This window comes from Klebsiella africana, from assembly GCF_020526085.1.
GTDB lineage: Bacteria > Pseudomonadota > Gammaproteobacteria > Enterobacterales > Enterobacteriaceae > Klebsiella > Klebsiella africana.
Genome location: NZ_CP084874.1, coordinates 2,708,114 through 2,727,594, shown reverse-complemented (window position 1 = coordinate 2,727,594; position 19,481 = coordinate 2,708,114). Strand labels below are relative to the sequence as shown.

Sequence of the window (19,481 nt, the reverse complement as noted above, 5' to 3'; positions counted from 1 at the left end):
AATATGAATATCGAGTTGCGTCATCTGCGCTACTTTATCGCTGTCGCCGAAGAGCTGCATTTTGGCCGCGCCGCAGCGCGACTGAACATCTCGCAACCGCCGTTAAGCCAGCAAATTCAGATCCTCGAGCAGCAGACCGGGGCGCGCCTGTTCGCCCGTACCAACCGTAGCGTTAGCCTGACGGCGGCCGGAAAGCAGTTTCTCGCTGACAGCCGTCAAATCCTCGCCCAGGTGGATGACGCGGCCGCCCGCGCCGCGCGTTTGCATCATGGGGAAACTGGCGAGCTGCGTATTGGTTTTACTTCGTCGGCGCCTTTTATTAAGGCGGTGTCGGATACGCTGTCGATGTTTCGCCAGCGCTATCCGGATGTGCATATTCTGACGCGGGAGACCAACACTCGCGAACAGATCGTGCCCTTAAGCGAGGGAGCCCTCGACCTGGGACTGTTGCGCAATACTCAGTTACCGGACACCCTGGCATGGGAGCGGGTGCTGCGCGAACCGCTGCTGGCGATGGTGCCGGCCAACCATCCGCTGGCCCGTCAGCCCTCGGTCAGCCTGGCGGCGCTGGCGCGTGAACCTTTCGTCTTTTTCGACCCACATGTCGGCACCGGCCTGTATGACGATATCCTCGGCTTGCTGCGCCGCTACGGGCATACGCCGGTGATTGCCCAGGAGGTGGGGGAGGCGATGACCATTATCGGCCTGGTGGCGGCCGGGCTGGGAGTGTCGATTCTGCCGGCCTCCTTTCAGCGCGTGCAGCTCAGTGAAATGCGTTGGCTGCCGATTGACGAACAGGATGCGGTGTCGGAGATGTGGCTGGTGTGGTCGAAGCATCATGAACAGGGGGCGCTGGCAAAACGCTTTCGCGATGCGCTGCTGGCCTGGAAAACCGAGCAGAATTGAGACGAAAACGGGCTGGAAATGTGCAGTAAATCACAAGGCTAAGTAAAAATTTGACGTTCACCATCGAAGTGCTTCACCATAGCCGAAAGTTTATTTCGAAGCGCGAAAATAAGGGAGTCAATGGTGGTAGCGGATAGTCAACCAGGCCATATCGATCAAATTAAGCAGACCAATGCGGGCGCTGTATATCGCCTGATTGATCAGCTCGGCCCGGTTTCGCGTATCGACCTCTCCCGATTTGCGCAACTGGCGCCTGCCAGTATCACCAAAATCGTCCGCGAAATGCTGGAAGCGCATCTGGTGCAGGAGACGGAGATCCAGGAGCCCGGTAGCCGTGGCCGCCCGGCGGTAGGACTGATGGTGGAAACCGAAGCCTGGCACTATCTGGCGGTGCGCATCAGCCGCGGCGAGATCCACCTTTCGCTGCGGGATTTAAGCAGCCAGCTGGTGGTTGAAGATCAGCTGGAGCTGGCGCTCACCGACAGTACGCCGTTTCTCACCCGCGTTATCGACCACATTGATCGGTTCTTTATTCGCCATCAAAAGAAGCTGGAACGCCTTACCTCCATCGCCATGACGATGCCAGGAATTATCGATACCGAAAATGGCATTATTCATCGCATGCCGTTTTATGAGGATGTCAAAGACGTTCCGCTGGGCGAAGCACTGGCTAATCATACCGGCGTGCCGGTCTATATTCAGCATGACATCAGCGCCTGGACCATGGCGGAATCGTTGTTTGGCGCCTCGCGCGGCGCGCGGGACGTCATTCAGGTGGTGATCGACCATAACGTGGGCGCCGGGGTTATCACCGATGGTCGCCTGCTGCATGCTGGCAGCAGCAGCCTGGTGGAGATCGGCCATACTCAGGTCGATCCCTACGGCAAACGCTGCTACTGCGGCAACCATGGCTGTCTGGAAACCATCGCCAGCGTGGAGAGCGTGCTGGAGCTGGCGCAGATGCGCATGGCGCAGTCGATGAGCTCGCTGCTGCACCAGCGTCCGCTGAGCGTTGAGTGGCTGTGCCAGGCGGCGCTGCAGGGCGATCTGCTGGCCAGAGACATTATTAGCGGCGTGGGTAACCACGTCGGTCGCATTCTGGCGATCATGGTCAACCTGTTTAACCCACAGAAAATCCTCATTGGCTCGCCGTTTAATCTGGCGGCAGACATCCTTTTTCCGGCAATTTCCAGCTGCATTCGGCAACAATCGTTGCCCGCCTACAGCCAGCATATTGCTGTCGAAAGCACCCAGTTCTCCAACCGTGGAACGATGGCTGGTGCGGCGCTGGTCAAGGATGCGCTCTATAACGGATCCTTACTCATACGACTGTTACAGGGTTAACATTTTTTCATAGTCGCACCAAAAATTGCGCTATCTCAAGCCGACCCCCAACGGCATCACGTAGACTTTGCCCACTGTTGATTATTTCTTTCCCGTATATTTCATCGACAAAACTGTGGGGTTAGTGATGTTTAAGCGTTTCTTTATTACAGGTACAGACACCTCTGTCGGGAAGACAGTGGTTTCCCGTGCGCTGTTGCAGGCACTTGCTGCCAGAGGCAAAAGCGTGGCCGGGTACAAGCCTGTGGCGAAGGGCAGCAAAGAGACGCCGGACGGTTTACGCAATAAAGACGCGCTGGTACTGCAGAGCGTCTCAACGCTGGCGTTACCCTATGAGGCGGTCAATCCCATCGCCTTAAGTGAAGACGAAAGCAGCGTGGCGCACAGCTGTCCGATTAACTATGGTCTGCTGTCGGATGGTTTGCAGCGGCTTAGCGGGCAGGTCGAACACGTGGTGGTTGAAGGCACCGGCGGCTGGCGCAGCCTGATGAACGACCTGCGGCCCCTTTCCGAGTGGGTGGTGCAGGAGCAGCTCCCGGTACTGATGGTGGTGGGGATCCAGGAAGGGTGCATCAACCATGCGCTGCTTACCGCCCAGGCAATCGCCAATGACGGGCTGCCGCTGATCGGCTGGGTGGCCAACCGGATCAACCCCGGTCTGGCGCACTACGCTGAAATCATCGATGTGCTCAGCAAAAAGCTGCCGGCACCGCTGGTTGGCGAACTGCCGTACCTGCCGCGCGCCGAACAGCGCGAGCTAAGCCGCTACGTCGATTTAGACATGCTCGGCAACGTGATGGCGATAGATCGAATCCCGGCGTAACGTCCGCGACAGCACAGACGACACGACGCAGGTTATCAGCAGGCCGGGCAGCAGCGTATACTGCCCGGTCATCTCACAAATCATCAAAGTAGACATGATTGGCGCATGAGTCGTGGCAGCCAGAAACGCCGCCATGCCGGTCAGACCCATCATGATGGTCATCTCTTCACTCCCCGGTAGCCACAGCCTGCTGAAGCAGGCAAACAGCATGCCCATCGCCAGGCCGACAAACAGCGTGGGGGTAAAGACCCCGCCAGGCGCGCCGGAGCCGCTGCTGGCCAGCACCGCCAGCAGTTTGCAGATGAAGATGCCCACCAGTAGCGCACCGGACGGCGGCAGCAGCAAATAGCTTTGCACTACGCTGTAGCCGTTGCCCCACACAGCCGGGGTGATGAGCGATAAGCCACCGACAATCAGCCCTCCCAGCGCCAGCTGCCACGGCGGCGCCAGTTTCAGTTTAACGAATCCGCGATGGCTGTAGTCCATCAGCCAGATAAACAGCGGCCCGCACAGCCCGGCCAGCAGGCCAGTCGCCAGCATTAAGCCATAGTGCAGGGCGCTGAGATTCTGCTGCAACACGACGTGATACAGCGGCGCGGCGCCGCCATTGAGAAACTGCGTCAACAGCAGGGCGATCACCGCCGAGATCACCACCGGCCCAAGCGAGGCCAGCATCAGCGTGCCAAAGAGAATTTCAGCGATAAACAGGCTACCGGCCAGCGGGGCATGATAGGCGCTGGCCATCCCGGCGGCAGCGCCGCAGGCGACCCATAGCTTCCATTCACTCTGCGGCGTGAAGCGGCGGGCAAACAGCGAGGCCGCCAGCGCGGCCAGTAGGATCATGGCGCCTTCCCGGCCAATGGCGCTGCCGGTCACCACGACCAGCAATGACGCCAGCGATTTCACCAGGCTTGCTGGCGTATCGAAACAGCCATCGCCGGTCTCCAGGGCTTCCATATAATCGGTGGCGGCATGCGGACGGGCGACGCTGCGCCTTTGCCAGAGCCAGAGTAACGTTCCTGCCGCCAGGCCGCCCAGCGCCGGGGTAATCAGTCGGCGCCATGCCGGCAGCGACTGTGCGGCGTTGACCAGACTCCCGCTGTTGTTACTGAGAAACAGCGTTTCCAGCACGACCATGGCGTGGCGAAACAGCGCCACCGCCAGCGCGGCGAGAAGACCAATCAGGGTGGCGATCAGCAGGCGGCGAAACATCACCTGCACATCAGGATAGGGATGGAGACGGTGCATCAGTCACGGCAAGGTTCGGAAAACATGGCCTTATTGTGATAGGGAATAACCTTAGATGCAAAAGCGATAAGTGCGGGTGAGCGACCGAAAAGGGGCACTTTAACACCGCGCCGGATACCGGCGCGGTGACAGGATTAACGATAAAGCGGTTTCTCCGCCACGGCGATCGGCAGATTCTCCTGCCACTGCGCCAGGGTCGCCTGCGCCAGCTGACCCAGCGCCTGGTAAAAGGGGTGGGCGGCGTGGTCGACAAAAACGCGCAGGAAGCGCCCCGACCACGGCAACAGATGCCAGGCCAGCAGCTGAGCGAATAACGCATCCTGCTCTGTTTCGCACAGCCATGCCGCCAGGAGTAGCAAGGTGCCGAAATGATCTTCCGGTTCGTTGTCATCGGCCGCCAGCGCGATGCCGTTCTCGCGCATCCACTGGCGCAGAGCCAGCGTGGAATCGCCAAACAGTACCGACTCCTTATCCAGCCAAACAGAGCCCCACGGCGGCGCCGGCAAGGCCCACGGCCCGATAAACAGGCGCTGCCAGGCTTCAGGCAACGTCTCTTCAGCTGAAGCGGTAAATCCTGACGCCAGCGGGGCCGCTACCGGGAAGGGCCACTGCTGCTGCCAGCTCCCGTCCTGGAAGGCGGCGACCAGCGGCGCAATTTCCGCGCTATTCGGCGCATAAGAGAACAGCGCGCCCAGGGTGCGGGCGCTTAACGCGACGGCGTCGCGGTTTGGGATCGGCATCATCACTTTATTCCTTACTGCGGCGCGCTCGGGCGCGCCGTCTCATTAACCGGCAACCGCCATACCAACGGTCATATGCAGACCATAAAACAGGCCGCGGCCAATACATTCGGCGATCAACACCAGCAGCAGACCAACCAGCAGCCCCATGGCGCGCGGCGACTGGCGACGGATCAGCGGGCATAGCCAACAGCCAAGACCCAGGGCCAGCAGTATCAGGCGTAGCGCCTGCAGCTTGCCGTAATCTGGCAGCAGAGCGGCGGCCTGCTGGACTGAGCTATGAATGGCGCCGAGCCCGGCGCTTTGCATAACGATAACTGCGGCGCTGATGACCAGCGCGGCCACGCTCAGTCCGGCAAAAAACCAACCGTTAAACTGCACTTTCGCCAGCCGCAGCAGCAGGGCGGCGAACAGCGGCCCGCTGAGCAGCACCGTCAGGAAAAAGGCGCTGGTGGTATAGCCATTGTACCATGTTGGCACGGTATCGATTTGGTAAACCCGGGTCATCGCCAGCACAAACAGCAGACCCAACAGCAGAGTGACGATCAGCCAGACTTTTCCCAGTACCACCGGCATTTTCCCCAGCACCGCCAGCAACCACCAGAGTCCGCCCACGGCGAAGAACAGAGCGCCGCTGGCGATTTCGTTGCTCAGCGCCGAGGCGCCGACGCGGTTCAGCGAGTTGAACGCGCGCAGTGGCGAACCGAGATGCATCACCGAAGCAAGAAACCCGATGCCCATCAGCAGCCAGATAAAAAACATGCAGCGTACCAGTCGCTGTCTTGCGGCGTGCTGATCCGCCAGTGACAGCCAGCCGAGGCCGCTAACGATGATCGCGCCGACCACGCATTGCCCCAGTACCGTAAACAGCACCAGTGGCCATTCATGCCATCCGCTTCCCATCTCACACCTCCTTTGGGTTCGCCAGGTAACCGGTGGTATCGCCACACGGCCGGGCATTGGCGTTAGGTTTGATCACTATGCTCGGCCGGGTGAAGTGCGCCGACGGCAGCGGGGCCACCGCGGCCAGCTGGCCGTGCTTTGCGCGCAGCTCGGCAATCGGCCCGAAATCGAGCGCCCGCAGCGGGCAGGACTCGACGCAGATCGGTTTTTTCCCCTCGGCGACGCGCTCGTGACAGCCGTCGCACTTGGTCATATGGCCTTTGTCGGCGTTGTACTGCGGCGCGCCGTACGGGCAGGCCATATGGCAGTAGCGGCAGCCAATACAGACATCTTCGTTGACCACCACAAACCCATCTTCGCGCTTATGCATTGCGCCGCTCGGACAGACCTTGGTACAGGCCGGATCTTCGCAGTGGTTACAGGCGATAGAGAGGTAATAAGCAAACACGTTTTGCTGCCAGACACCGTTGTCCTCCTGCCAGTCGCCGCCGGCATACTCATAGATGCGGCGAAAGCTGACCTCGGGGGTAAGATTCTTGTAGTCCTTACAGGCCAGCTCGCAGGTCTTGCACCCGGTACAGCGAGCGGAGTCGATAAAGAATCCATATTGCGTGCTCATGGTTTACTCCTTACACCTTCTCGATGTCGACCAGGTTGGTGTGCTGCGGATTCCCTTTCGCCAGCGGCGACGGGCGGTGGGTAGTCAGGGTATTCATGCAGGCGCCATGGTCGACCCGGTCTCCGGCCATATTAGCGTCGTGCCAGGCGCCCTGGCCCATCGCCGAGACCCCCGGCATGATGCGTGGTGTTACTTTTGCCGGAAGACGGACTTCGCCGCGCTGGTTGAACACTCGCACCAGATCACCGTTTTTAATCCCGCGTTTTTCCGCGTCAAGCGGGTTGATCCACACCTCCTGACGGCAGGCGGCCTGCAACACGTCTACATTGCCGTAGCTGGAATGGGTGCGTGCTTTATAATGAAAACCAAACAGCTGCAGCGGGTACTGGCTGCGCAGCGGATCGTCCCAGCCTTCAAATGTGGAGGCGTAGACCGGCAGCGGGCTGATGACTTCGTCTTTCTCCAGCTGCCAGCGGGCGGCAATCTCGGCGAGCCGACTGGAGTAAATCTCAATTTTGCCGGACGGCGTTTTGAGCGGATGTGCGTCCGGATCGCGGCGGAAGTCCTGATAAGCGACGAAGTGGCCGTTCGGATCTTTACGCTTGTAGATGCCCATCTGCTTCAGATCGTCGTAGGCCGGCAGCGCCGGATCTTTCGCCACCATTTTGGCATACAGATATTGCAACCACTGTTCCTGGGTGCGCCCCTCGGTAAAGCGCTGGTATACGTCATCGCCGAGTCGTTTCGCGACTTCACTTAAGATCCAGTAAATAGGTTTGCGTTCGAACTTCGCCGAGGTGGCGGGCTGGATAAAAATCAGATAGCCCATATTGCCAGCGTAATCATTGGGGATGATATCTTCCTGCTCGACGGTCATCAGATCAGGCAGCAGCAGGTCGGCGTATTTCGCCGAGGAGGTCATAAAGTTGTCGATAACCACGATGGTTTCGCATTTACTCTCATCCTGCAAGATATCGTGAGTCTTATTGATGTCGGAGTGCTGGTTAATAATGGTGTTGCCCGCGTAGTTCCACAGGAACTTGATCGGCACATCCAGTTTCTCTTTGCCGCGCACGCCGTCGCGGGTGGCGGTCATCTCCGGGCCACGGGCGATGGCATCGGTCCAGGTGAAGCAGGAGATGGCGGTCTTGACCGGGTTTTCCAACACCGGCAGGCGCTCAATGGTGATGGTGTAGGTTGACTCGCGGGCGCCGCTGTTGCCGCCGTTGATGCCGACATTGCCGGTTAAGATTGGCAGCATGGCGATCGCCCGGGCGGAAAGCTCACCGTTGGCCTGGCGCTGCGGTCCCCAGCCCTGGCAGATGTAGGCCGGTTTGGTCATACCGATTTCGCGCGCCAGTTTGATGATGCGATCGGCGGGGATGCCGGTAATACGCGCTGCCCACTGTGGCGTTTTGGCGACCCCGTCATCACCTTCGCCGAGAATATAGGCCTTATAATGGCCGTTGGCCGGGGCGCCTTCCGGCAGCGTTTTCTCGTCGTAGCCAACGCAGTATTTATCAAGGAAAGGCTGGTCAACCAGATTTTCGTTAATCAACACCCAGGCGATACCGGCCACCAGCGCGGCGTCGGTGCCGGGGCGAATGGGGATCCACTCATCTTCCCGACCGGCGGCGGTATCGGTGTAGCGTGGGTCGATAACGATCATCCGCGCGTTGGAGCGCTCGCGGGCCTGTTCCAGATACCAGGTAATGCCGCCGCCGCTCATCCGGGTCTCCGCCGGGTTGTTGCCGAACATCACCACCAGCTTGCTATTTTCAATATCCGAGGTGCTGTTGCCGTCGTTACTGCCGTAGGTGTAGGGCATGGCGCAGGCAATCTGGGCGGTGCTGTAGGTACCGTACTGGTTAAGCGAGCCGCCGTAGCAGTTCATCAGCCGCGCCACCGGCGAAGCGGATGGCGACGAGCGGGTGATGTTGCCGCCGACAATCCCTGAAGAGTAGTTAATGTAGACGGCTTCATTGCCATACTGCGCTACCACGCTTTTCAGTCGGTCGGCGAGAGTATCCAGCGCTTCCTGCCAGCTGATACGCTCGAATTTGCCTTCTCCGCGCTTGCCAACGCGCTTCATGGGATAGTTAAGGCGATCCGGGTGATTGATGCGTCGGCGAATCGAACGCCCGCGCAGGCACGCGCGCACCTGATGATCGCCGTAGCGGTCATCGCCGGTGTTATCCGTTTCGACGTAGACCACTTCATCATCACGCACGTGCAGCCGCAGGGCGCAGCGGCTACCACAGTTGACCGAACAGGCGCCCCAGACAATGCGGGTGTTGTCGCCGGTAGCCTGTTGTACCGCCGCCGCGGCGCGGTGCAGCGTAAAGGGCAGGGTAAGCCCGCCGGCGGCCAGCGCGAGGGAACCGAGGGCTGTGGATTTGAGTAGCGCGCGTCGGGTGACGCCGCCGGGAGATTCCTGATTCGACATTGCTCACTCCATGATCGTTATGTTGTACGGAGAAGGGCCTCTGTGCCATTAACAGACGCAGGGGTGAGCGATAATACGTTATGGGTAATTGGCAGATCTTATCCCTGGTCAACCAGAGATAAGATCTTTCATTTGAAAGTCACAAGCGGTTTACTGCGCGTCGCTTTCGGCAGGGGTATCGCTGTTACGCGTATAGGTGATTTTGAAGGTGTCGTTGGCGCAATGACCGACCACCTGAACGCCGGGCTGGTCTGCCTGGTCGTTGGGCACAATGGCCAGGCTAAATGCCGATTCTGGTACGCCATTGTTAATGATCTTTTGCTGAATGTCGTTCTTTACCCGTTCACAGGAATCGGGCGCGGCCAGCACGGCAGTGGAGCACAGCAGCAGTGCGGCGCCGGTCCAGAGGGATAGTTTCATCTTACGCTCCTTATCGATGTTATCCAGATTTAAGCATAGCAGAACTGGTGTAAACAATTGTATTTGCTAATATGATCGGATGTACACAAAAGGAATCGCCTGTGAAAAGATTGTATTGGCTTATCCCGGTAGCGCTGCTGCTGACGGCGTGCGACGGTAAAAGCGCCCCGGAAGCCTTCACCCCCGAGATGGCGAGTTTTTCCAATGAATTTGAGTTCGATCCGCTTCGTGGGCCAGTGAAAGATTTTAGCCAGACGCTACTGGATGAACACGATGTGGTGGTCAAGAAGGTGAGCGCTCAGCTCTCCAGGGAAGGGTGTTTCGATCTGCTGACCCTGGAAGATGTGGAGAACAAAACCGGCGCCACGCTGCTGCTGGATGCCAACTATTACGTCGACGGGCGCACCCACGAGAAGCGACTGCGCCTGCAGGGCAAGTGTCAGCTGGCAGAGATGCCCGCCACCGGGGTCAGCTGGGAAACCGATGATAACGGCTTTATCATTAGCGCTCGGGGCAAAGAAACCACGGCTACTTACCGCTACGACAGTGATGGCTATCCGTTGGGCAAAACCACCACCGCCAAAGAGGAGCGATTTACTGTCGCCTCTACGCCGTCAAAGGATCCGCGCAAGAAAATGGACTATACCGCTATCAGTACCTTCAACGATCGCACGCTGGGCACGGTGCGCCAGACCTGCGACTATGATCGCCATGATAATCCGCTGAGCTGTGAATTGCAGGTTATTGATGAAAGCGTGCAGCCGCCGCTGACCCGCCACTACACGATTAAAAACCGCATCAACTATTACTGAGCTGTCGGCTTCAGCAGGGATGGTCCGGGCGTTTTGTGCTCCGCCAGATACTGATGCTGGAACAGGCACATGCGGATGGTATTACGGTACTCGCCGTTAATGAAAAATTCATGGATCAATTCACCCTCGACCATAAAGCCGAGCTTACGGTAAATGTGGATCGCTTTTTCATTCTCTTTATCGACGATCAGATACAGCTTATACAGATTGAGCACGGTAAAGCCATAGTCCATAGCCAGCCGCGCGGCGCGTGTGGCGAGGCCTTTTCCCTGGAAGTCGGGGGAGATGATGATCTGGAACTCGGCCCGGCGGTGCACATGGTTGATTTCAACCAGCTCCACCAGTCCGGCTTTATCACCATTGCATTCGATGACAAAGCGGCGCTCGCTTTGATCGTGAATATGTTTGTCGTAGAGATCGGAAAGCTCAACGAAGGCTTCGTACGGCTCTTCAAACCAGTAGCGCATTACGCTGGCGTTGTTATCGAGCTGATGGACAAAGCGCAAATCTTCGCGCTCAAGGGGGCGGAGTCTGACGTGTAGCGCGTCGTTCATGAGTGATCCTGTGGTTAACGCTGAAAAAAACGATATGAAAGGCGGCGCCCGCAGGCGCCAGCGTTGTCAGGAGGCTGATTCAGGGATTGATAGCCCGGCCGGTGCGACGATCAAGGCAGCGCAGGGTGTTCGGCTCCCAGTAGGCATTGACGTTGGCACTCTTCTGGCAGTTATCCTGCGCGTCGAAAGCGACATCGGTTTTGTCCCACTCTTTTTCCGCCCGTTTATTGACCTTCTGGCGCAGGCTGCGGGTGTCGTTCCATTGCTCTTTTTCCATCGACGCCTGCTGACGGCTTTGCGCGCTGTCGCCAGATTCAATCACCAGCCGGTCGGTGGCGGCGAATGAGCTGGAGGTATAGACCACGGCGCTTAACGCCAGAATGGCGGTCAGGCACCAGCGTTTATTCAGTGTCATGTTCATCACGATTTCCTTTAAGTGATGGGTAAACCCCTCAGGTTAAGTTTACTACAGCTCTTTTACCGGGCATAGCCGACAAAACAGCGTGGGGCAGAGGCTATTATCGCGTACAATAGTTCAACGGCCGGTCTCTATTTACGAATCTTTTAATGCTCAAAACAACGCTGCTGTTCTTTGCCACCGCCCTGTGTGAAATCATCGGCTGTTATCTGCCATGGTTATGGTTAAAACGCGGGGCCACGCCGCTCTTGCTGATCCCCACCGCTCTGGCCCTGGCGCTGTTTGTTTGGCTCCTGACGCTCCATCCTGCCGCCAGCGGACGGGTGTATGCCGCTTATGGTGGGGTATATGTCTGTACCGCGTTGCTCTGGCTGCGGGTGGTGGATGGCGTCAAGCTCAGCCATTACGACTGGGCGGGTGCGGCCATTGCCCTGTGCGGCATGCTAATCATTGTGGCGGGCTGGGGAAGGGCTTGAACCAACCCTATGTGATCCCGGCCACCTTTTTTAACCCTGATTCTTGTATGGTAGTCGACCTGTTGCCTTACTTATCAGACATCATATTTGGTTATGACTCTGTAAGGAACAATGATGGCCATCGAAACACTTGCCGCCCATCCGGGCGCGACGCCTGTGCGCATCCGTCGGGTGCAGAAGATCACATTAACGCTGTTATTTATCGCCGGTATCGTTAACTTTCTTGATCGCTCTTCGCTCAGTGTCGCCGGGGAGGCGATACGCGCCGACCTGGGGCTGAATGCTACCGAGTTCGGAGTACTGCTCTCCGCCTTCTCGCTCTCCTACGGCTTTGCGCAACTGCCGTCCGGTATATTGCTCGATCGCGTTGGGCCGCGGATTGTGCTGGGCGCCGGACTGATTTTCTGGTCCGCGATGCAGGCCCTGACCGGGATGGTTAATTCGTTCTCACATTTCATTTTGCTGCGCATTGGGCTTGGGATCGGCGAAGCACCCTTTATGCCCGCAGGCGTGAAATCGATCAATGACTGGTATGCGCAAAGAGAGCGCGGCACGGCGGTCGGGATATTTAACTCCTCGACGGTGCTGGGGCAGGCCATTGCGCCGCCGGCCCTGGTCATCATGCAGCTGGCCTGGGGCTGGCGGACGATGTTTGTGGTCATTGGCTTAGCCGGGATCGCGGTCGGCCTGTGCTGGTATATAGGCTATCGTAACCGTCGGCAATTTACTTTGCAGGAAGAGGAGCAGCGCTATCTGGCCAGCGAGGAGCTGGCCCGCCCGGCGCTGAAGTTTAGCGAATGGCTGGCGTTGTTCAAACGGCGCACCACCTGGGGGATGATCCTGGGCTTCTCCGGTGTGAACTACACCGGCTGGCTGTATATCGCCTGGCTTCCCGGCTATTTGCAGGCGCAGCAGGGGTTAAGTCTGGCCCGGACCGGCTGGGTGGCGGCGATCCCGTTTCTTGCCGCGGCGGTGGGGATGTGGGTCAACGGCCTGGTGGTCGATGCCCTGGCGCGCAGAGGTTACGATCTGGCAAAAACCCGCAAAACGGCGATCGTTATCGGTCTGGTGCTGTCGGCCCTGGGCACTCTGCTGGTGGTTCAATCCTCCACGCCGACCCAGGCGGTCGCTTTCATCTCCATGGCGCTATTCTGCGTTCATTTCGCCGGGACTTCGGCCTGGGGGCTGGTACAAGTGCTGGTGGCGGAACATAAAGTAGCTTCGGTGGCGGCTATTCAGAACTTTGGCAGTTTTGTGTTTGCCTCGTTCGCGCCGATCGTCACCGGATGGGTAGTGGATACCACCCATTCTTTCAACCTGGCGTTGGTCATCGCCGCCGGGGTGACCTTTGCCGGGGCACTGTGCTACTTCTTTATCGTCAAAACCCGCATTGATTAACGACACTCGTCGAGCCATCAACAGCAGGCCCGCAGGGACGCGCGGCCGCCATGTTCTTCTCTTCTCGTTGCCCTGCGCTATCCCTCACTGCGGTAATGGCAACCAACCATACGCTGATATTACCCGTTGAGATCTTCTTGTATGGTAGTTGACAGAAATCAAAGATGTTATACCAATTGCGTGAGAAGGTGGGTGGCGCAAAGGCATTCTCCTCGAGAGTTCTCCCCGAGAATGGTTGATGAGACACATAACAATGAGAGTCATCATGGAAAACACCCTCTTAACCGCCCACGCCACGCTGCCTGGCTACGATCGCAGCGCACTGATCCCCCGTATTGTCCACCTTGGCTTCGGCGCGTTTCATCGTGCCCACCAGGCAGTCTACGCCGATATGCTGGCCAACGACCACGGTAGCGACTGGGGCTACACCGAAGTGAATTTGATTGGCGGCGAACAACAGATCGCCGATCTTCAACAGCAGGACCTGCTGTATACCGTGGCTGAAATGTCTGCCGACGCGTGGACGGCACGCGTGGTCGGGGTCGTGAAACAGGCGCTGCATGCACATGTCGACGGCCTTGAAACGGTGCTGGCGGCGATGTGTGAGCCGCAGGTGGCCATTGTCTCCCTGACCATTACCGAGAAAGGTTATTGCCACTCTCCGGCCAGCGGTCAGCTACAGCTCGATCACCCGCTGATTGTCACCGATCTGCAAAACCCGCACCAGCCGAAATCGGCGCCGGGCGTGGTGGTGGAGGCTTTATCTCGCCGCAAAAAGGCGGGGCTGCCTGCTTTTACCGTGATGTCCTGCGATAACATGCCGGAAAATGGCCACGTGATGCGCAACGTCGTCTGCGCCTACGCCCGGGCATTAGACGAGGACCTCGCCGCGTGGATTGAACAGAACGTGACCTTTCCGTCGACGATGGTGGACCGGATTGTCCCGGCCGTTACACCGGAAACCCTCGATAAAATTGCACAACTGACCGGCGTGCGCGACCCGGCCGGGGTGGCCTGCGAACCTTTCCGTCAGTGGGTCATTGAGGATAACTTCGTTGCCGGACGCCCACAGTGGGAAAAAGCGGGGGCGGAACTGGTCGCCGACGTGGTGCCTTTCGAAGAGATGAAGCTGAGAATGCTCAATGGTAGCCATTCGTTCCTCGCTTATCTCGGCTATCTGGCCGGTTATCAGCATATCAACGACTGTATGCAGGACGATAACTACCGCCGTGCGGCGCTGTCGCTGATGCTGGACGAACAGGCGCCAACGCTGAAGGTGCAAGGGGTGGATCTGTCACGCTATGCCAGTTTGCTGATTGACCGTTACAGCAATCCGGCGCTGAAGCACCGCACCTGGCAGATTGCCATGGACGGTAGCCAGAAACTACCGCAAAGGATGCTTGACTCGGTGCGCTGGCATCTGGTGCACCAGCGTGATTTTACACTGCTGGCGCTGGGCGTGGCAGGGTGGATGCGCTACGTTGGCGGCGTTGACGATGCGGGCCAGGCAATCGAGATATGCGACCCGTTGTTGCCGGTTATCCAGCAAGCGGTGGCTGCCAGCGCCGATGGCGAAGCGCGAGTCAAAGCGCTGCTGGGTATTGAGGCGATTTTCGGCGTGGAACTGCCGCAGGAGTCACGCTTTGTCGCGGCGGTAACCCGCGCCTACCTCGCGCTGCAGCAGCAGGGGGCCAAAGCCACTGTTGCCGCCTGGGCTGAGGCACAATAATTATTGTCCGGTGCCGGCCAGGGGGGCGGCACCGACTCTTCGGTTATTTCTAACCCTTTCCGCTGATATTTCCTTTTTTTTGCTATCGATCGTTTTTGGTGTGAGAAAAATATGATCGAGCGCAATGTCTATACATAACTCTATATTTCCCTGATTTACTAGAGATAATTAGTTATTATTTTTCCGAGTAATGGCTGGTATTTAGCCCTCAGAATGGCATAGTTAAGTCATTGAAAAAGAACTTTCTCTGGAAAAGGAGTACGGGCCATGTATAAAAAAATTTTATTGCCTGTTGATGTCTTTGAAATGGATTTAAGTGACAAAGCTGTGCGTCACGCCGAATTTCTTGCCTCCGCAGAAAATGGCGAAATTACCTTGCTTAACGTCCTGCCGAACAGTAGTCGTTCGCTATTACGCGGCTTTGCGGCGGATATCCGTAAATTTGAAGCGTATATGAAAGAAGAATCGGAGAAAAAGATGCGTGAGGTGGCGCGACTGTTCGCTATTCCCATGTCGCGGATCCATACCCGAGTGGTGTTTGGTAACGTGCGTGATGAGATTCTGGCCATCAGTAACAACGAAGACTTCGATGTGATTGTGATTGGCTCGCGCAAACCGGGCATTTCCACTCATCTCTTAGGCTCCAACGCCGAATCCATTCTGCGCTACGCCAAAACGCCGGTGTTGGTGGTCAGATAATCCTCTCAGTCACGACGGCTGCGCGAATCTTACCTGGCAGCCGTCTGACCATTACTCTTCGCTAAACCAGTCGCGGTTTTCCTGGCGGATCAGCAGTACGGATTCGCTGATTTCATGCAAATGGACATTCATCGCCTGTTCAACAGTTACCGCGTCGCGTTTTTCCAGCGCGCTGAAAATCTCATGATGCTGACGCAAAAGCATCTCCGGGGAGGTGATATGGTCCAGGCTCATGTAGCGCACACGGTCAATGGCGGCTTTAATATTTTCCACCGTGTCCCACGCCAGCTGGCAGTCGGCAATGATGGACAGCTTCTGGTGAAATTCGTCATCGAGCAGAAAAAAATCGTTTAGTTGCTGCCGGTCGACGGCAATCCGCTGCTGATGGAGATTCTGTTCCAGCTGATAAAGTTGTTCATCGTTAATCATGCCGGCGGCACGGCGAACCACCGCGCACTCAATCGCCTGGCGTATAAAGCAACCATTACGTACCTGCGACAACGAAATTTTGTTGACGTAGCTGCCGCGCTGGGGACGTATCTGGATAAGTCCGTTTTCCGCCAGCTTGATGAAGGCCTCGCGTACTGGCTGACGTGACACATCAAAACGCACGGAGACTTCTTTCTCCGACAGCGGCGTGCCTGGCGGGATCAGGCAGTGAACGATATCCCGACGAAGGATGCGATAGATTTGCTGATTGACGGGTTGTGTCGGATTCAGTTGCGATTCTGCGGCCATTGATGGTTACTTTTTAAGGGATTATGCGCACTATTTTACGCGTTTTTTGCGGTTCCGCCCATACCCGGCCCGCAGGCCGGGTGGCAGGCGATTAGCCCTGGCGGTGGACGCTGAGTCCGGCAAAGCTCTGGCTGACCGGCATCATTTCCAGAGTGTTGATGTTCACGTGTTTTGGCAGGGTGGCGACCCACCAGACCGCTTCAGTCACATCTTCCGGGGTCAGCGCTTCGGTATTCTCGTAGGTTTTTCCGGCTTTGGCATCATCACCTTTAAAGCGAACATTTGAAAACTCGGTGCCCCCAACCAGACCTGGCTCAATGTCGGTCACGCGCACCGCGGTGCCGTGCAGGTCGGTACGAAGATTGAGGCTGAACTGACGGACGAAGGCTTTGGTCGCGCCATAGACGTTGCCGCCAGCGTAAGGCCAACTGCCTGCCGTGGAGCCAATGTTAATGATATGGCCGCGATTGCGCTCCACCATACCCGGCAGGACCGCGCGGGTCATATACACCAACCCTTTATTATTGGTGTCGATCATATCTTCCCAGTCTTCCACGCTGGCGCGGTGCGCCGGCTCCAGACCAAGCGCCAGGCCGGCGTTGTTCACCAGCACGTCAATAGCCTGCCACTCAGCGGGCAGGTCGGCAATCAGCGTCTCAATGGCGGCGCGATTGCGGACATCAAGCTGGGCGATATAAAGGTTATCCCCGAGCTCGTCTTTCAGCGTCTTCAGGCGCTCTTCACGACGTCCGGTAGCAATCACTTTATGGCCGTTGGCGACGAAACGGCGAGTAATACTTTCACCAAAACCGGCGGTGGCGCCGGTGACCATGATAATCATCTTACTGTTCCTCAACGCTTTTTGTGTTTTCATACCATAGCACGCACAGACGGTGACCGGTAACGGAAATCATTGCGACCCCGTAAGGAGAAGCCTAATCTTACAGGATAAGCCTGTGCAGGAGAGAAAGATGTCTGAACAAAATCCCTTTTTTAGCGTCAGTTTGTTGCCTTACCAGGCCCCGCCGTTTGATCTCATTCAGGAACACCACTATCGCCCGGCATTTGATGAGGGCGTCCAGCAGCAGCGTGCGGAGATCCGCGCGATAATCGACAACCCGCAGCCGGCGAATTTTACCAACACTCTTGAGGCCCTGGAGCAAAGTGGACAGCTGCTGGCGCGGGTCACGCGGGTATTTTTCGCCATGGCCGGCGCCCATACCAATCCTTATATTCAATCACTGGATGAACAATTTTCCGCCGAGCTTGCTGAGCTGGGTAATGACATTTGGCTCAACGAGGCTTTATTTCAACGGGTAAATACCGTCTACCAGCAGCGTGACGCGTTGGCGCTGGACGGCGAGTCCCATCGTCTCCTGACCCTGACGTGGCAACGTTTTGTTCACGCCGGGGCGACGCTGGCTCCCGAGCAGCAAGCGGTGCTGCGCACACTGAACACCGAAGCGGCCACGCTGCAAAGTCAGTTCCAGCAGCGACTGCTGGGAGCGGCTAAAAGCGGCGGCCTGGTGGTTGATTACCGGCATCAACTGGATGGTCTGACCGATGAGGAGATTGCGGCGGCGGCAGACGCAGCGCGTGACAGAGGGCTCAGCGACCGTTGGTTGCTGACGCTGACCAACACCACCCAGCAGCCGCCGCTGCTCTCTTTGCGTGACCGACAGACGCGGGAGAATCTCTTTGCCGCCGCCTGGACCCGCAATCAGCAGGGCGATGAGCATGATACGTGTGACCTGGTGCTGCGGCTGGCGGCGATCCGCGCGCGCCAGGCGGAGCTGCTGGGCGCGGCCGATTACGCCAGCTGGGCGCTGACCGATCAAATGGCGGCTTCCCCAGCGGAGGCCTTGACCTTCATGCGCCGGATCGCGCCGGCAGCGCGGGCGCGGGCAGAACGAGAGCTGGCGGACATTCAGCAGGTTATCGATAACGAAGGTGGGGATTTTCGCGCGACGGCATGGGACTGGCTCTATTACAGCGAGCAGGTACGGCGGGCCGCCTACGCCATCGACGACGCGCAGCTTAAACCCTATTTTTCCCTCGAGCGGGTGCTGCACGACGGCGTATTCTGGACGGCCACACAGCTCTTTGGCCTGCGCTTTGTCGAGCGCTTCGATATCCCCGTCTATCACCCGGATGTTCGGGTCTGGGAAATCTTTGATGACAACGGCGAAGGGATGGCGCTGTTTTACGGTGACTACTACTCACGCGACTCAAAGAGCGGCGGCGCCTGGATGGATGTGTTTGTCGAGCAGTCGACCCTGCGTGAGCAGCGCCCGGTGATCTATAATGTGTGCAATTACGCCCGGCCGCAGGCAGGGCAGAGCGCACTGTTGTCGTGGGATGAGGTGATCACGCTGTTCCATGAGTTTGGCCATACCCTGCATGGGCTGTTCGCCAGCCAGCGTTACGCCAGCCTTTCCGGAACCAATACCCCGCGGGATTTTGTCGAGTTCCCGTCACAGATTTTCGAGCACTGGGCCAGCCAGCCGCAGGTGTTTGCTCATTATGCGAAGCACTATCAGTCCGGTGAGCCGATGCCGGAGGCGCTACGCGATAATATGTTGCGTGCCGCTACATTTAATAAGGGTTACGACATGAGCGAGCTGTTGGCCGCCGCGCTGCTTGATATGCACTGGCATAGCCTGTCGACCTCGGCGTTACCGGAAAACGTCGATACATTTGAGCAGACGATATTGCGGGATGAACAGCTGGATCTGGCGGCAGTGCCCCCGCGCTATCGCAGCAGTTATTTCTCTCACATCTTCGGCGGCGGCTATGCGGCAGGCTATTACGCCTATCTGTGGACGCAGATGCTGGCTGATGACGGCTATCAGTGGTTCGTGGAGCAGGGGGGCTTGACCCGCGAGAACGGGCAGCGCTTCCGCGACGCGATTTTGTCACGCGGGAACAGCACTGATTTAGCGGAACTTTATCGCCAGTGGCGCGGGCACGATCCACAGATTGAGCCGATGCTGAAAAATCGCGGCTTGAGTGCGTAGCGGGTTTTTCGCCTTAAATATATTCTGCGGCAAAACCGCTCGCCGAGAGGTTCATCATCGGCAGCGGTATTTGCGCTAATGTGGTGATATCAGTCATGTGACGATGGCTTTATCGTTTATTGTTATGCCTGGTTTAACCCTTTTTACGATTAATTTTTAAAACCTCAATCATCCACCAATAAATCATAATA

Annotated in this window: 18 protein-coding genes and 1 pseudogene; 9 read left to right on the top strand and 10 right to left on the bottom strand. The window is 57.7% G+C overall.

Annotated elements, in window-relative coordinates; all coding sequences use genetic code 11:
• Positions 1-3 precede the first annotated feature (3 nt).
• The 3 genes from LGL98_RS13345 to bioD all read left to right on the top strand — a co-directional run bounded on the left by LGL98_RS13345 (position 4) and on the right by bioD (position 3,073).
• A complete protein-coding gene (locus LGL98_RS13345; RefSeq protein ID WP_136034048.1) occupies positions 4-906 on the top strand; it encodes a multidrug efflux transcriptional activator YnfL/SxtR(Kp) in 903 nt (300 codons plus the stop codon).
• A gap of 123 nt (positions 907-1,029) precedes the next feature.
• Entirely contained in the window at positions 1,030-2,250 is a 1,221-nt protein-coding gene (mlc, locus tag LGL98_RS13340) for a sugar metabolism global transcriptional regulator Mlc (protein WP_136034485.1), read from the top strand.
• A 127-nt stretch (positions 2,251-2,377) separates the two neighbouring features.
• Positions 2,378-3,073, top strand: coding sequence for a dethiobiotin synthase (gene bioD / locus LGL98_RS13335; protein WP_136034050.1), 696 nt, complete (start codon positions 2,378-2,380; stop codon positions 3,071-3,073).
• On the opposite strand, the gene clcB is transcribed toward bioD, so the two are convergent.
• From clcB to LGL98_RS13305, 6 genes are all read right to left on the bottom strand, one after another.
• Complete coding sequence (clcB, locus tag LGL98_RS13330) at positions 3,026-4,321, bottom strand: voltage-gated ClC-type chloride channel ClcB (RefSeq protein ID WP_136034052.1); 1,296 nt, start codon at positions 4,319-4,321, stop codon at positions 3,026-3,028. The genes bioD and clcB overlap by 48 nt on opposite strands.
• Before the next feature lie 134 nt (positions 4,322-4,455).
• Positions 4,456-5,064, bottom strand: a complete 609-nt coding sequence (gene dmsD, locus LGL98_RS13325; RefSeq protein ID WP_136034054.1) for a Tat proofreading chaperone DmsD — start codon at positions 5,062-5,064, stop codon at positions 4,456-4,458.
• Between the two features lie 42 nt (positions 5,065-5,106).
• Positions 5,107-5,964: a DmsC/YnfH family molybdoenzyme membrane anchor subunit gene (locus LGL98_RS13320; protein ID WP_136034056.1), complete on the bottom strand. Its 858-nt coding sequence runs from the start codon at positions 5,962-5,964 to the stop codon at positions 5,107-5,109.
• Position 5,965: 1 nt separating this feature from the next.
• Positions 5,966-6,583: a DMSO/selenate family reductase complex B subunit gene (locus tag LGL98_RS13315; protein ID WP_080897404.1), complete on the bottom strand. Its 618-nt coding sequence runs from the start codon at positions 6,581-6,583 to the stop codon at positions 5,966-5,968.
• A 10-nt stretch (positions 6,584-6,593) separates the two neighbouring features.
• A complete protein-coding gene (ynfE, locus tag LGL98_RS13310) occupies positions 6,594-9,029 on the bottom strand; it encodes a selenate/tellurate reductase subunit YnfE (RefSeq protein ID WP_136034059.1) in 2,436 nt (811 codons plus the stop codon).
• 150 nt (positions 9,030-9,179) lie between these two features.
• A complete protein-coding gene (locus LGL98_RS13305) occupies positions 9,180-9,449 on the bottom strand; it encodes a DUF1161 domain-containing protein (protein ID WP_136034061.1) in 270 nt (89 codons plus the stop codon).
• Positions 9,450-9,550: 101 nt separating this feature from the next.
• Between LGL98_RS13305 and LGL98_RS13300 the strand changes: the two genes are divergently transcribed.
• Positions 9,551-10,261, top strand: coding sequence for a YnfC family lipoprotein (locus LGL98_RS13300; RefSeq protein ID WP_136034063.1), 711 nt, complete (start codon positions 9,551-9,553; stop codon positions 10,259-10,261).
• On the opposite strand, the gene speG is transcribed toward LGL98_RS13300, so the two are convergent.
• Together speG and LGL98_RS13290 are read right to left on the bottom strand one after the other, a co-directional pair.
• On the bottom strand, positions 10,255-10,815 hold the full coding sequence (speG, locus tag LGL98_RS13295) for a spermidine N1-acetyltransferase (protein WP_136034065.1): 561 nt from the start codon (positions 10,813-10,815) through the stop codon (positions 10,255-10,257). The two genes, LGL98_RS13300 and speG, sit on opposite strands and share 7 nt — an antisense overlap.
• 79 nt (positions 10,816-10,894) lie before the next feature.
• The gene (locus LGL98_RS13290) at positions 10,895-11,236 is read right to left on the bottom strand and encodes a DUF1283 family protein (protein WP_004206035.1); all 342 of its coding nucleotides are present in this window, start codon (positions 11,234-11,236) and stop codon (positions 10,895-10,897) included.
• Between the two features lie 109 nt (positions 11,237-11,345).
• Here LGL98_RS13290 and LGL98_RS13285 point away from each other — a divergent pair.
• From LGL98_RS13285 to LGL98_RS13270, 4 genes and pseudogenes are all read left to right on the top strand, one after another.
• A pseudogene (locus LGL98_RS13285) lies at positions 11,346-11,709 on the top strand (YnfA family protein).
• Positions 11,710-11,823: 114 nt separating this feature from the next.
• Positions 11,824-13,107, top strand: a complete 1,284-nt coding sequence (locus LGL98_RS13280; RefSeq protein WP_136034069.1) for an MFS transporter — start codon at positions 11,824-11,826, stop codon at positions 13,105-13,107.
• Positions 13,108-13,372: 265 nt separating this feature from the next.
• The gene (locus tag LGL98_RS13275) at positions 13,373-14,836 is read left to right on the top strand and encodes a mannitol dehydrogenase family protein (protein WP_136034071.1); all 1,464 of its coding nucleotides are present in this window, start codon (positions 13,373-13,375) and stop codon (positions 14,834-14,836) included.
• Between the two features lie 267 nt (positions 14,837-15,103).
• Complete coding sequence (locus tag LGL98_RS13270) at positions 15,104-15,535, top strand: universal stress protein (protein WP_136034073.1); 432 nt, start codon at positions 15,104-15,106, stop codon at positions 15,533-15,535.
• 51 nt (positions 15,536-15,586) lie between these two features.
• Here LGL98_RS13270 and LGL98_RS13265 read toward each other — a convergent pair whose 3' ends face one another.
• Both LGL98_RS13265 and ydfG read right to left on the bottom strand, forming a co-directional pair.
• A complete protein-coding gene (locus LGL98_RS13265; RefSeq protein ID WP_136034074.1) occupies positions 15,587-16,273 on the bottom strand; it encodes a GntR family transcriptional regulator in 687 nt (228 codons plus the stop codon).
• 91 nt (positions 16,274-16,364) lie between these two features.
• Positions 16,365-17,114, bottom strand: coding sequence for a bifunctional NADP-dependent 3-hydroxy acid dehydrogenase/3-hydroxypropionate dehydrogenase YdfG (ydfG, locus tag LGL98_RS13260; RefSeq protein WP_136034076.1), 750 nt, complete (start codon positions 17,112-17,114; stop codon positions 16,365-16,367).
• Positions 17,115-17,244: 130 nt separating this feature from the next.
• Between ydfG and dcp the strand changes: the two genes are divergently transcribed.
• On the top strand, positions 17,245-19,290 hold the full coding sequence (dcp, locus tag LGL98_RS13255; RefSeq protein WP_136034078.1) for a peptidyl-dipeptidase Dcp: 2,046 nt from the start codon (positions 17,245-17,247) through the stop codon (positions 19,288-19,290).
• Positions 19,291-19,481 lie beyond the last annotated feature (191 nt).